The 14,609-nt window shown below is 51.7% G+C and carries 10 protein-coding genes; 7 read left to right on the plus strand and 3 right to left on the minus strand.

Annotation, left to right across the window (positions count from 1 at the left end):
* Positions 1-14: 14 nt before the first annotated feature.
* The gene (rcsB, locus tag OGY15_RS08405; protein WP_003027592.1) at positions 15-665 is read right to left on the minus strand and encodes a response regulator transcription factor RcsB; all 651 of its coding nucleotides are present in this window, start codon (positions 663-665) and stop codon (positions 15-17) included.
* Positions 666-681: 16 nt separating this feature from the next.
* Positions 682-3,351: a phosphotransferase RcsD gene (gene rcsD / locus OGY15_RS08410; RefSeq protein WP_286538926.1), complete on the minus strand. Its 2,670-nt coding sequence runs from the start codon at positions 3,349-3,351 to the stop codon at positions 682-684.
* Positions 3,352-4,088: 737 nt separating this feature from the next.
* Here rcsD and OGY15_RS08415 point away from each other — a divergent pair.
* The 6 genes from OGY15_RS08415 to mgtE all read left to right on the plus strand — a co-directional run bounded on the left by OGY15_RS08415 (position 4,089) and on the right by mgtE (position 11,427).
* Positions 4,089-5,204 carry a porin OmpC gene (locus OGY15_RS08415; protein ID WP_151219887.1) on the plus strand — a complete coding sequence of 372 codons (1,116 nt, stop codon included), beginning with the start codon at positions 4,089-4,091 and terminating at the stop codon, positions 5,202-5,204.
* Between the two features lie 115 nt (positions 5,205-5,319).
* Entirely contained in the window at positions 5,320-6,372 is a 1,053-nt protein-coding gene (gene apbE / locus OGY15_RS08420; RefSeq protein ID WP_187253439.1) for an FAD:protein FMN transferase ApbE, read from the plus strand.
* A gap of 79 nt (positions 6,373-6,451) precedes the next feature.
* Entirely contained in the window at positions 6,452-7,516 is a 1,065-nt protein-coding gene (gene ada / locus OGY15_RS08425) for a bifunctional DNA-binding transcriptional regulator/O6-methylguanine-DNA methyltransferase Ada (protein WP_286538927.1), read from the plus strand.
* The gene (gene alkB / locus OGY15_RS08430; RefSeq protein WP_151219885.1) at positions 7,516-8,166 is read left to right on the plus strand and encodes a DNA oxidative demethylase AlkB; all 651 of its coding nucleotides are present in this window, start codon (positions 7,516-7,518) and stop codon (positions 8,164-8,166) included. The genes ada and alkB overlap by 1 nt, the downstream gene beginning before the upstream one ends.
* 75 nt (positions 8,167-8,241) lie before the next feature.
* A complete protein-coding gene (locus tag OGY15_RS08435; RefSeq protein ID WP_151224743.1) occupies positions 8,242-9,885 on the plus strand; it encodes a multidrug ABC transporter permease/ATP-binding protein in 1,644 nt (547 codons plus the stop codon).
* A gap of 105 nt (positions 9,886-9,990) precedes the next feature.
* Positions 9,991-11,427, plus strand: coding sequence for a magnesium transporter (gene mgtE, locus OGY15_RS08440; RefSeq protein WP_187253435.1), 1,437 nt, complete (start codon positions 9,991-9,993; stop codon positions 11,425-11,427).
* Here the strand turns inward: mgtE and OGY15_RS08445 are convergent.
* Entirely contained in the window at positions 11,390-12,637 is a 1,248-nt protein-coding gene (locus OGY15_RS08445) for a SulP family inorganic anion transporter (protein WP_286538928.1), read from the minus strand. The two genes, mgtE and OGY15_RS08445, sit on opposite strands and share 38 nt — an antisense overlap.
* A 276-nt stretch (positions 12,638-12,913) precedes the next feature.
* Between OGY15_RS08445 and mqo the strand changes: the two genes are divergently transcribed.
* Positions 12,914-14,575 (plus strand): malate dehydrogenase (quinone), encoded by a 1,662-nt coding sequence (mqo, locus tag OGY15_RS08450; protein WP_151219881.1) that lies wholly within the window; start codon positions 12,914-12,916, stop codon positions 14,573-14,575.
* Positions 14,576-14,609: the final 34 nt, after the last annotated feature.

Here is a 14,609-nt window from a genome sequence, read left to right on the forward strand (position 1 = left end):
TTGGATACAGAGAATTACTCTTTGTCTGACGGGCTCAACGTGACAGAGGAGAGGTAATTCAACAGGGCGATATCGTTTTCCACACCGAGCTTCATCATTGCCGACTTTTTCTGGCTGCTGATGGTTTTAATACTGCGGTTGAGTTTTTTCGCGATTTCGGTGACCAGGAAACCTTCGGCAAACAGACGCAGAACTTCGCTCTCTTTCGGTGACAGACGTTTGTCGCCGTAGCCGCTGGCGCTGATTTTTTCCAGCAGGCGAGAAACGCTTTCCGGGGTGAATTTCTTACCCTTTTGCAGCGCGGCAAGCGCTTTCGGCAGATCGGTTGGCGCGCCTTGCTTCAGAACAATCCCTTCAATATCGAGATCCAGTACCGCGCTCAGGATAGCCGGGTTATTATTCATGGTCAGAACGATAATCGACAGGCTCGGGAAATGGCGCTTGATATACTTAATTAACGTGATCCCATCACCGTATTTATCTCCCGGCATAGAGAGGTCGGTAATCAACACATGAGCATCTAACTTAGGCAAATTGTTGATCAGTGCAGTGGAGTCTTCAAATTCGCCGACAACGTTTACCCACTCGATTTGTTCAAGTGATTTACGAATACCGAACAGTACAATCGGATGGTCATCGGCAATAATTACGTTCATAGTGTTCATGTAGTGGGCTACCTTGCTACAGCAAGCTCTTGACGTAATTGTCAATGTCGCTGATGTATTTTTCTATACCTGGAGCATCTTTCTCTTGGATAAGATGTTCCAGCGCTTCACATAACTGCTTGCCGGGTACCAGATTAAGCATGGCAAACACGCCTTTCAGGCGATGGGCCGTTTGGGCTAACGCAGCGAAATCACTGGTTGCTGCCTCAGTATACAACCTCTTAACATCATCCGGTACTGTGTCAACAAAGAGTGCATAGTAGCCGCTGGCATGAAGTTCGACGTTTTCATCTCCGCCAGGGGGAAGATCCTGGAGTTCTTCTTGTGCCAGTTGCTCTTCTATCAGCTCGAGGACAGCTTCCTGCATAGCATTGCTCATATTAAAGTTGACGCGCAGCTGACCAGGGCCAATTTTTCGCACGCCAGACTCATCATCGCTTAAAAGAAGGCCTGAGGCAGTAAGATTAGACGGATTATCCGTTAAAAAGAGATCATATTCTTGACTATTCAACCGCTCATCGGGCGTGATGCACGTTGCACCCCAGTTCTCCAGCTGGCGCAATACAATGCTGCGTACGTCATTAGAGGTGACATCAACCATTACGCAGACGTCATCTAACAAATGTTCTTCACTTTCAGTATGCTGATCGTGAAGGGGCATTTTAACATGGACTATATAACGTGTTCCAAGTTCTTCCCGCGCTTTAATATTCAGATGTCCACCCAACTTGCGGGCGAGCTGATCGCATAACCAGAACGTTAGCGGATTGGCTTTGCCATACCGATCGCCTTGCGTATCATTGATGAACGGGAAATGCAGGTTATCTACTTCATTCAGCGTGACGCCTTCCCCGGTATCCAGAATACGGAAGGTCAGGCGCTCAGCTTCCGACTCATCCTGGTCGACTTCCAGCGTGATTTTGCCAATTTGCGTGGTGGTTACCGCATATTGGATCAGTAACAGCAAAATACGGCGCAGAGCATCCCGGTCGCCACGGCGTTCATCCTGCGCGCTAAGGTGATTTTTAATCAATAGCTGCAGCCCTTTACGTTTAATGGCTGGCAGAAGCTCCGGAACCACGTCATCAATTAACGCCTGTATAGAAAACAGCGTCGATTCACCCTTCCAGTCGTCGCTTTCCAGCAAGTTGGCCAACTGGATTTCGTCTATCATACGCACCAGCACGTCTGCCTGATTTGCCAGTTTCTGGCTGTCAGGGGTATCGAGCGCGGCGGCATTAGCTGCCAGTGTTTTAGCCGGATCTTTCAGCGCGCTGCCAATATTCTGCATAAAGGCCGCGCGGGCCTGCTGGTTTTTTTCATACAGTCGTTGCGCCTGCTTCAGCTTCTTATTCACCAGCACTTCGCGGTCCTGGTCACGAATGATAAAGATCTGCGTTCTCGATGAGATCTGGCTGCGGAATAGTCTGATTTCATACAGCTCATTGTTGATGGTGGCCTGAATGACTCCCTGATGCTGTTCCGCCATACTGGTAATATTTTGCAGATTTAAATGCGGCAGCAGGTGGTCGGCAATTTTATTGCTGATAACCGTGCGGTTTGCTTCCTGATCGTGTACCAGCAAGCCCAGCGGGAGCAAAGACACAATCTCTTCATTGATGGCGCGCAGAACACGCAGTTCATTATTTGCCGTAAGGTTTGGCGCCACTTCGGTGGAACGGGCGGGGAGGTGGCGAAAGGTGGTATAGCCAAACAGTGCCAGGGCCAGCAACGCAATGTTCAGTAACAGCGGTAGCAGAATACTTTGCAGCGTGTCGACCAGCAATGAGCCAAACGGTACTTGCCACACTAGCCGCATACCCGTTGAATTTAACGCCGAAGAGATCTCAATTTTACTGTTGTTGAAATTAATACTGACGCTGTCAGGCGACTCTTTTTCATTCAGGTGTTCGGTCGTGGAGGCGGCGTCAGGTTCCAGATGGAAACTGTCAAGTTGCATGCCGGGTGGGATCAAGTCATTAATCGGCAGGTCAAAAGCGACGACCGTTGCCAGATGTCCAGGCTGATTAAAGGTCGTGCGTAGCGTGAAGTAATGCCCGTTTTGCCAGGCCAGACGGCGCAGTGAAGAGAAGCTTTCACGTTCATCCAACGCATTGGCTTGTTGCAGCATTTCCGCACGTCGTGAATCGACAATATTACCGATGGTCGATTCTTTAAAACCGGAGGTGAGATCTTTTAGCGGCAACGTTGAGATAAGGATCAGGCTATTGTCCTGACCATTCAGGTAATACATTGACCACGGAACATTTTCCGCGCCCCACAGCGTATCGAGATAGGTGGAGATGCGCTGGGTCATCTCCAGTGTCGAACTGTCATGAGAACCGAAAATCAGCGCCTCGGTCTTTCTGCGGGGTTTCTCAAGATAATAGACGTCTTGTTTCAGGCGCGTTTCCTGCAGCCCTTCTGCACCGGACGAACTGGTCGCGGCGGCAATATTGTCATAGATTTGCCAGGTCACGTATCGCCAGGTATCGACTCTTTTATGAATCGCATGGGTGATATCGACAATCTGATAACTCTTATCCTTTAACCAGGTATTGACGGCGCTCTGAACCATCACGCCCATCATCACTAACAGCACAACGATCAGTAATAAGAAGAAACGGGTAATACTTCCCGGTAGCAGGGAGAATCGGGTAGAAACCGTTGTGTCAGACTGACTCATTCGTGTTTATGACCTGTTAAACGACGCGAAAGATGAAGGGGCAGTATAAAGGGTAATGTATGAATTGCCACACTTACACCATACTGCATAGCCCGTATTTTTTACGCTTCATATCGTTGCAGCCATTACGCTGCAAAGGTGTACAGTGGATAACGGTCGGTACATATATTTGTACGGAATGCATACGTTTAGCATTAAATAACAAGAAATTATTTATCAATCTTATATCTGTACACGTTGCGATGAGATAGTTAATAGTCGTTATAGTTTTGCATTAGTAGCACAGAATGGTAAGTTTTGTGTAAAGAAGGGTAAAAAAAAACCGAACGCGAAGCATTCGGTTGAAATAGGGGTAAACAGACATTCATAAATGAATGACGGTAATAAATAAAGTTAATGATGATAGCGGGTCTATTTTAGTTGCGAGTGAAGATTTTGTTTTGTCATTCAGTGCTATAGGTTTTTATAATGTAATTGCATGTTTTATATGAATAAATTAATAATTCTTGATTATTTGTGCTTATTCTGCGCTATTTTTGAATTAAAAAAGTTCCCGGCTATTAACATCTAGAAACATGTATGTGGACAAATGAAACATCTTTAAAGTATTAGTATCATATTCGTGTTGGATTATTCTGTGTTTTTGCGGAGAATGAAGTTGCCGACTGGTTAATCACCTTAATCAGTATGCAGTGGCATAAAAAAGCAATAAAGGCATATAACAGAGGGTTAATAACATGAAAGTTAAAGTACTGTCCCTCCTGGTACCAGCACTGCTGGTAGCAGGCGCAGCGAATGCGGCTGAAATTTATAACAAAGACGGCAACAAATTAGACCTGTACGGCAAAGTCGACGGTCTGCACTATTTCTCCGATGATAAAAGCGCTGACGGTGACCAAACCTATATGCGTATCGGCTTCAAAGGCGAAACCCAGGTTAACGACCAACTGACCGGTTACGGCCAGTGGGAATACCAGATTCAGGGTAACTCCGCAGAAAATGAAAACAACGCCTGGACCCGTGTGGCGTTTGCTGGTCTGAAATTCGCAGACGTGGGTTCATTCGACTACGGTCGTAACTACGGCGTAGTTTACGACGTAACGTCCTGGACCGACGTTCTGCCGGAATTCGGCGGCGACACCTACGGTTCTGACAACTTCATGCAGCAGCGTGGTAACGGCTTCGCGACCTACCGTAACACCGACTTCTTCGGTCTGGTTGATGGCCTGAACTTTGCCATTCAGTACCAGGGTAAAAACGGTAGCGTGAGTGGCGAAGACGATACCGGCAGAACTTTCACTGGCGTAACCAACAACGGTCGTGACGCGCTGCGCCAAAACGGCGACGGCGTTGGCGGATCTATCACTTATGATATCGGCGAAGGCTTCTCTCTGGGTACTGCAGTCACCAGTTCCAAACGTACCGACGAACAGAACCGTTTGAACTTCGGTACCGGCGACCGTGCTGAAACCTATACCGGTGGTATTAAATACGACGCCAACAACTTCTACTTTGCAACTCAGTACACTCAGACCTACAACGCAACGCGTGCAGGCTCCCTGGGTTGGGCTAACAAAGCACAGAACTTCGAAGCTGTTGCTCAGTACCAGTTCGACTTCGGTCTGCGTCCGTCCGTGGCTTACCTGCAGTCCAAAGGTAAAGACCTGGGCCGTGGCTATGGCGACCAGGACATCGTGAAATATGTTGATGTTGGCGCGACTTACTACTTCAACAAAAACATGTCCACCTATGTTGATTACAAAATCAACCTGCTGGATGACAATCAGTTCACCCGTGACGCAGGTATCGGTACCGATGATATCGTAGCGCTGGGTCTGGTTTACCAGTTCTAATCTGCATTTATTGTTATCAAAGGCCCTGCGGGGCCTTTTTTAATGCCGTTTTTCCGCCGTACAAACAATGATTTTTGGTGTACTCTTGCGCCCGTTCGCATGAGGATAATTACGTATGGAAATGAAATTTTATCGCGCAGCGCTGCTGACGGTGACGATTTTTTTTGTCGGGTGCGATGAAGCCCCGAAACCTGCTCAGACCACAGTACCTGCCACCGTTCTGGAAGGTAAAACCATGGGCACTTTCTGGCGGGTCAGTGCCGTTGGCGTCGATGCAAAACGCGCTGCAGAACTACAGGTGAAGATCCAGACTCAGCTCGATGCTGACGATCAGCTTCTCTCAACCTATAAAAACGACTCTGCGTTGATGCGCTTTAACTTATCGAATAGTTTGTCACCATGGCCGGTTAATGACGCGATGGCGGATATTGTGACCTTGGCGTTACGCATTGGCGCAAAAACTGATGGGGCCATGGATATCACCGTAGGACCGTTGGTTAATCTGTGGGGGTTTGGCCCGGATCAGCAACCGTTGCATATTCCCACTCAGGCGCAAATTGACGCCGCAAAAGCACAAACCGGACTTTCACATCTGAAGGTTGTTAATGAGGCACACCGGAACTACTTGCAGAAAGATCTGCCGGAGCTGTACGTGGATCTCTCAACCGTCGGTGAAGGTTATGCCGCCGATCATCTGGCCCGTTTGATGGAGCAGGAAGGGGTCGCCCGTTATCTGGTTTCCGTTGGCGGTGCGCTCAACAGCCGCGGTATGAATGCAGAAGGGCATCCGTGGCGAGTCGCGATTCAGAAACCGACCGATCGTGAAAACGCGGTACAGGCAATTGTCGACATTAACGGGCATGGCATTAGTACCTCCGGCAGCTACCGTAACTATTATGAGCTGAATGGCAAGCGTCTTTCCCATGTTATCGATCCGCAAACCGGTCGTCCGATTGAACACAACCTGGTGTCCGTGACAGTCATTGCGCCAACCGCGCTGGAAGCTGACGGCTGGGATACCGGATTGATGGTACTCGGTCCGGAAAAGGCCCAGGAGGTAGTGCGTCGGGAAGGGCTTGCGGTCTATATGATTATGAAAGAAGGTGAGGGATTTAAAACCTGGATGTCGCCGCAGTTTAAAAGCTTCCTGGTCAGCGAAAATAATTAAAAAGCAAGATTGCAGGTTTTTGTATCCAGCTATGGGGACACACTGACGCTAAGCGCTATGCTTAACAAAGGAGTCCATAATGAAAAATCGTTTACAGATAACTGATGATGACCGCTGGCAGTCCGTCGTGAATCGCGATGTCGATGCCGACGGTCAGTTTGTTTTCGCCGTTCAGACTACCGGCATTTTTTGCCGTCCGTCCTGTCGTGCAAAACATGCACTGCGCAAAAATGTCCGTTTCTTTGCCGATGCTCGTCAGGCGCTGGCTGCGGGTTTTCGCCCCTGTAAACGCTGCCAACCGGATAAAGACAGCGCGCAGCAGCATCGCATGGAGAAAATAGCCCATGCCTGCCAGTTACTGGAGCAAGAGTTACCACTTACGCTCGAGGAACTGTCGCGGCAGGTGGCGATGAGCCCGTATCACTTCCATCGCTTGTTCAAAGCCACGACGGGCATGACCCCGAAAGCGTGGCAGCAGTCCTGGCGCGCTCGCCGTCTGCGTGATGCCCTGGCGAAAGGCGTTCCGGTAACGCAGGCGATCCTCAACGCCGGATTCCCCGACAGTAGCAGCTACTACCGCAAAGCGGATGAGACTTTGGGCATGACCGCAAAGCAGTTTCGCAAAGGTGGCGACAACGTTTCTGTGCGCTATACCCTGGCAGATTGCGACCTGGGCCGTTGCCTGGTGGCGGAAAGCGAACGCGGGATCTGTGCGATCTTGCTTGGCGATGATGATGCCAGATTGGCTGCGGATCTGCATGAGCTGTTTCCCGCCGCTCAGGACGTACCTGCAGATGCCGAGTTTCAGCAGCGTGTGCGCGAAGTGATCGCCGCGATCAACTCGCGCGATACGCCGCTATCGTTACCACTGGATATCCGGGGAACTGCATTTCAGCAGCAGGTGTGGCAGGCGCTGCGGGCAATTCCGTGTGGTGAAACAGTCAGCTACCAACAACTGGCCAACGCCATCGGCAAACCGAAAGCGGTGCGTGCAGTGGCCAGTGCTTGTGGAGCCAATAAACTGGCGATAGTCATCCCGTGTCACCGCGTGATCCGTGGCGATGGCGCGCTTTCGGGCTATCGGTGGGGGATTGGGCGCAAGGCACAGTTACTACAGCGTGAAACGACGCGCGAGGAACCATAATGCTCGATCTCTTTGCGGATACGAAACCCTGGCAAGAACCGCTGGCGTCCGGTGCGGTTATTTTGCGACGTTTTGCTTTTGACCGCACACCGTCTTTACTGCAAGCAATAGCCGCTGTCGCCAGGCACTCGCCATTTCGCCAGATGGTGACGCCGGGCGGCTACACGATGTCGGTGGCAATGACCAACTGCGGCCATCTGGGCTGGACGACGGATCAACATGGCTACTTGTATTCACCCTGCGACCCGTTAACCGGCGTACAATGGCCGCCACTACCGGACGTCTTTGCTGACCTTTGCCAACAGGCGGCAACGGCGGCGGGCTATGCTGACTTTCAACCCGATGCCTGCCTTATCAACCGTTACACGCCAGGGTCAAAACTGTCATTACATCAGGATAAAGACGAGTCTGATCTGCGGGCACCGATTGTCTCGGTGTCGCTGGGGTTACCGGCTATCTTTCAATTTGGCGGCTTGCGCCGTAATGACCCCTTAAAGCGTTTGTTGCTTGAACATGGTGATGTGGTGGTATGGGGCGGCAATTCGCGGCTGTTTTATCATGGGATCCAGCCGCTTAAGGCGGGGTATCATCCGTTGACCGGAGACTGTCGCTATAACCTGACGTTTCGCCAGGCAGGTAAAAAAGAATAAAAATAAGAATTATTATTGCTGTCAGCGAAGAGATGTTTAAACTGCGGGCTGTTATTACTTGCCCGGGTTGTTCGCATGGAACTTTTACTTCTTGTCTGGCGGCAGTATCGCTGGCCATTTATCAGCGTCATGGCGCTCAGCCTCGCCAGCGCCGCGTTGGGGATTGGGCTGATTGCGTTTATCAACCAGCGTCTGATTGAAACGGTCGACACCACGCTGATGGTGCTACCGGAGTTTCTTGGCCTGCTGCTGTTACTGATGGTCGTCACCCTCGGTTCACAGTTGGCACTCACCACGCTGGGCCACCACTTTGTCTATCGTCTGCGCAGTGAATTTATCAAACGTATTCTTGATACCCACGTCGAACGCATCGAACAACTTGGCAGCGCCTCGCTGCTGGCCGGATTAACCAGCGACATCCGCAACATCACCATTGCCTTTGTCCGCCTGCCTGAACTGGTGCAGGGGATTATCCTGACCGTCGGGTCTGCGGCGTATCTGGCGATGTTGTCGACTAAAATGTTGCTGGTGACGGCTATCTGGATGGCACTCACCATCTGGGGCGGATTTGTGCTGGTGGCGCGAGTGTATAAACACATGGCGACCCTGCGTGAAACCGAAGACAAACTGTACAACGATTATCAGACGGTACTGGAAGGGCGCAAGGAGCTGACGCTCAACCGTGAGCGTGCCGAGCATATCTTTAATCAGATGTACGTCCCGGATGCCAAAGAGTACCGTCACCATATTATTCGTGCCGATACTTTCCACCTGAGCGCGGTCAACTGGTCGAACATTATGATGCTGGGCGCCATTGGCCTGGTGTTCTGGATGGCCAACAGTCTGGGCTGGGCGGATACCGCCGTGGCGGCGACCTATTCTCTGACGCTGTTATTCCTGCGCACGCCGCTGCTCTCTGCCGTTGGCGCGCTACCGACGCTGCTCACTGCGCAGGTGGCCTTCAACAAGTTGAATAAGTTCGACCTGGCACCCTTTAAGGCCGAATTCCCGCGACCAAATGCGTTTCCGAACTGGCAAACGCTGGAGTTGCGTAACGTGGTTTTCCACTATCAGGATAACGCCTTCTCCGTTGGACCAGTGAATCTGACGATTCATCGCGGTGAACTGATCTTTCTTATTGGCGGTAATGGTAGCGGGAAGTCTACGCTGGCGATGTTACTGACCGGGCTTTACCAGCCGCAGTCAGGCGAGATATTGCTTGATGGCAAAACGGTTGCCGTTGAAAAGCCGGAAGACTATCGCAAGCTGTTCTCCGCCGTATTTACCGACGTCTGGCTATTCGACAAACTGCTGGGGCCGGAAGGTAAAGAAGCCAATCCGCAGCTGGTGGCGAAGTGGCTGGAATATCTGAAAATGGGACACAAGCTGGAGCTGAGCGAGGGGCGCATCCTCAATCTGAAGCTGTCGAAGGGGCAGAAGAAACGCGTGGCGCTGCTGCTGGCTCTGGCGGAGGAGCGAGACATCATTTTGCTGGATGAATGGGCTGCGGATCAGGATCCCCATTTCCGTCGTGAGTTCTATCAGGTCCTGTTACCTTTGATGCAAGAAATGGGCAAAACTATTTTCGCCATCAGCCACGACGATCACTATTTTATTCATGCCGACAGGCTGCTGGAAATGCGTAATGGACAGCTGAATGAACTGCTGGGCGATGAGCGTGATGCCGCCTCGCGTGATGCTGTGGCTCGCACTGCATAATCTCACGTGCCGCCGGTTTTTTATCCGTCTGGCGGCGCTGTTTGTTGTTATTTATATAAATCAGCATCATGATTAATGATATTTCATATCATGGATTTATGATTAATGTCCGTTACAAACAAAAATAGCGCCAGACTGCGTGATGAAGAGCGTGCGCGTCTTATCTGGTTGCTGACCACTGATAAAGCCATTGTTTCAACACTGTTGGGCAAGCTTACCCTGGCTGAGCAATATGACGTCGGTACGTTAGCCGACGATATTGCTGAGGTAGGGGCGCTGGTTGCCCATCTGCCGCCGCCCGATTTAGCCGATACCCTCGAAGCATTACCTTCAGAAGAGCGTCACGCCCTGTGGCGACTGGTCGAAAGTGAAAAGCGTGGTAACGTCTTGCTTGAGGCGTCAGAAAACGTCTGGGACGACCTGATCGATGAGATGAGCGACCGCGAAATACTGGACGCGCTGCAATATCTCGATATCGACGAACAGATTTATCTGGTGCAGCATCTCCCGCGTAACCTCACTGGACGGCTGCTGGCGACGTTACCGGCCGAAGAGCGGGCGCGTGTCCGCCAGGTAATGCATTACGAGAAGAATCGCGTCGGCGCGATTATGGAGTTCGAAGTCATCACCGTGCGTCCGGACGTGACGCTGGAAGTGGTGCAACGCTACCTGCGACGGTTGGGCAAAATGCCGGAGAACACCGATAAACTCTTCGTGACCGATCGCAATAAAGTGCTGGTTGGCGAACTGACGCTAACCTGCATTCTGCTTAATGATGTGCAACGCAAAGTCAGCGAGGTGATGGAAGATGACCCGCTCACCTTTTCTCCGGACGATATCGCTGAAAACGCTGCACGTACCTTCGAACGTGACGACCTGGTCAGTGCCGCGGTCGTTGACCCTTCAGGCAAGCTGATGGGCCGCTTAACCATCGATGAGATCGTCGATGTGGTCTATGAAGAAACTGATACCGATTTGCGTCGAATGGGGGGCTTAAGCGCCGGAGAGGACGTGTTTGCGCCCGTTACCAAAGCGGTAAAAACGCGTTGGGCGTGGCTGGCCGTTAACCTCTGTACCGCCTTCATCGCCTCGCGGGTGATCGACGGTTTTGAACACACGATTTCGCAACTGGTGGCGCTGGCCTCACTGATGCCAATTGTGGCGGGAATTGGCGGTAATACCGGGAATCAAACCATCACCATGATCGTTCGTGCGCTGGCGCTACAAAATATTCAACCGGGGAACCTGACGTTTTTGATCCTGCGTGAAATGGGCGTGGCGGTGATTAATGGCCTCGTATGGGGCGGAATTATGGGCGGTATTACCTGGTGGCTGTATGATGACATGGCGCTCGGCGGCGTGATGACCCTGGCGATGATGCTTAATTTGTTGATGGCAGCATTAATGGGGGTCATCATTCCGATGACGATGGTGAAGCTCGGGCGTGACCCGGCGGTCGGCTCGAGCGTGATGATTACGGCTATCACCGATACCGGGGGATTCTTTATTTTTCTCGGTCTGGCAACGCTGTTTCTGATGTAGCCGCGCGTTTGCCTCTGACGATACGCGGCAGAATGAGCATTGCCATTACGCCGGCAACCACGCCAATCGCCAGGTTGCCGGTCGACACCGTCACGGCGACGGTCAGTAGCATCACCAGCGTTTCAGTCACAGGGAGTTTCGCCAGTGTGGTGGGTTGAATGCTATGCCAGCTGAAGGTTTTCACCGCCACAATCACCATAATCCCCGCCAGCACCGACATGGGTATTTTCGCCATCACTTCGCTTAACGCGGTTACCAACAGCAGCAAGACCAGCCCGGCGGCAAACGTCGAGACGCGACTGCGTCCTTTGCCCATCTCGACGTTAACGATGGTTTGACCAATCATCGCGCACCCGGCAATGCCGCCATAACATCCGGCCAGAATATTGGCGATCCCAAGCCCGGCGCTCTCGCGATTCTTATTCGACGGCGTAACCGTCAGGTCATCCACCAGGCGGGCGGTTAACAGCGACTCCATCAAACCAACAAAAGCGATGCTTAGCGCACAGGGCCAGATAATCGCCAGCGTTTGCAGGTTGAGCGGTACGAGTAACTGCGTTAATCCCGGCAGTCCGCCGCTCATTGAACCTTCGTCACCGACGGTCGGCAACAGTTGCCCGCTGGTGACAGTGAACACCGTCAGCAGCACGATGGCGATAAGCGGCGCGGGAATGGCTTTAATAAAACGCGGAACCCACAGCACAATCAGCAGGGTCAGAATAAACAGCCCCCAGATTAGCGGGCTTTTGCCCCAGAAATGCGGGACCTGAGCAAAGAAAATCAAAATTCCCAGCGCGTTGACGAACCCGGTCATGACGGCCCCAGGGATGAAACGCATCAGGCGCGCCATGCCCAGCACGCCAAACAGGATCTGAATAATTCCGGCCAGCACTACCGCAGGCAGGATGTACTGCACTCCGTGTTGATGCACCATCGGGCCAATGACCAGCGCAACCGATCCTGCAGCGGCGGTAACCATTGCCGGACGCCCACCTAAAAATGACATTGCCAGGCACAATACAACCGAGGCGATCAGACTGACTTTCGGATCGACGCCAGCAATAACGGAAAAAGAGATCACTTCCGGGATCAGTGCCAGGGCGGTGACCACACCAGCCAGCGTTTCGCGAACCAGCAGACGGGGTTGGCGCAGCACACCGCGCGTCGTGTGTTCTGCCACTGTTGCAGAGGAGGTGTGAGATGCAGACATAATTACTCTGAGATCAAAATGGCCTGATACAGCAGACCGACAGGCATCCGTGCGGTGAATAGCAAAGCGCAGCATAGTGCCCGTCTGAGGGGGCGGTTTCCAGAAATGATTGTCAATAACCCTATAAAATGCCAACGTATTGATAACATTTTTAAAAATTAAATATAATTTATAAACAATATTTAATTATTTTTACTTAAGTGTTACCGTTGATGCCGCTCGATTTTCACCTGCATAAAAAGCAAAAAGCGATACTAAAAGTAAGGCATTAACATTATGAAAAAAGTGACTGCCATGCTCTTCACCATGGCCGTAGGACTGAATGTTGTCTCAATGGCGGCAAAAGCGAAAGCGGCGGAAGAGCAGGAAACGGACGTGCTGTTGATTGGCGGCGGCATCATGAGCGCCACGCTGGGAACCTATTTACAGGAGCTGGAGCCGCAATGGTCAATGACCATGGTTGAGCGACTGGACGGGGTAGCGCAGGAAAGCTCGAACGGCTGGAATAACGCCGGAACGGGCCACTCGGCACTGATGGAGCTGAACTACACACCGAAAAAGGCCGACGGTAGCATCAGCATTGAAAAGGCAGTCGAAATTAACGAAGCCTTCCAGATTTCCCGCCAGTTTTGGGCTCATCAGGTCAATAATGGCGTAATGCATGAACCTCGCTCATTTATCACCACCGTTCCGCATATGAGTTTTGTCTGGGGTGACGAAAACGTCAACTTCCTGCGTGCCCGTTACGCTGCACTGCAACAGAGCACGTTATTCCGCGGTATGCGTTATTCTGAAGATCACGCGCAGATTAAAGAGTGGGCGCCGCTGGTCATGGAAGGTCGCGATCCAAAACAAAAAGTTGCGGCAACGCGCACCGAGATTGGTACTGACGTGAACTACGGCGAAATCACGCGCCAGCTGATTGCCTCGTTACAGAAAAAACCTAACTTCGCGTTGCAGCTAAGCACCGAGGTGCGTGGCTTTAAGCGTAATGCTGACAATAGCTGGACCGTGACGGTCGCCGATCTGAAAAATAACGAAGCGGAACACGATATTAAGGCGAAGTTTGTCTTTATCGGTGCCGGTGGTGCTGCCCTGAAGCTGTTGCAGGAAACCGACATTCCGGAAGCGAAAGGCTATGCCGGATTCCCGGTGGGCGGGCAGTTCCTGGTTGCGGATAATCCGGACGTGGTCAATCGCCATCTGGCGAAAGTGTACGGTCAGGCCTCCGTTGGTGCGCCGCCGATGTCCGTGCCGCACATCGATACTCGTATCCTCGATGGTAAACGTGTGGTGCTGTTTGGGCCATTCGCAACATTCTCCACCAAGTTCCTGAAAAACGGTTCCTTGTGGGATCTGCTTAGCTCGACGACTACTTCGAACTTTATGCCGATGGTTAACGTGGGTCTGGATAACTTCGATCTGGTGAAATATCTGCTAAGCCAGGTGATGCTCAGCGACGATGACCGTTTTGCCGCGCTGCAAGAGTACTATCCGCAGGCGAAAAAAGAAGACTGGCGTTTATGGCAGGCAGGCCAGCGTGTGCAGATTATCAAAAGTGATGCGGAGAAGGGCGGCGTTCTGCGCCTGGGTACCGAAGTGGTCAGCGATAAAGAGGGCACCATTGCTGCGCTGCTGGGGGCTTCTCCGGGGGCGTCAACCGCCGCGCCGATCATGCTGCATCTGATGGAAAAAGTGTTTAAAGATAAAGTGGCCAGTCCCGAGTGGCAGGCGAAGCTGAAAACCATTATTCCGTCCTATGGCACGAAGCTGAACGGTAATGTTGAGGCTACGGAACAAGAGCTGCAGTACACCAGTGACGTTCTGGGGCTGAAGTATGATAAGCCGCAGGTCGCTGACGAAGCGCCGAAACCACAGCTGAAACCTCAGGCACAACAGCAGCCTGAGCAAAAAGCTGTCGCGGATATCGCGCTGTAAATAAAATGCCGGATGAGGCGCTACGCCGCCATCC

The organism is Citrobacter sp. Cu231 (genome assembly GCF_030332265.1).
Classification (GTDB): Bacteria; Pseudomonadota; Gammaproteobacteria; order Enterobacterales; family Enterobacteriaceae; genus Citrobacter; species Citrobacter meridianamericanus.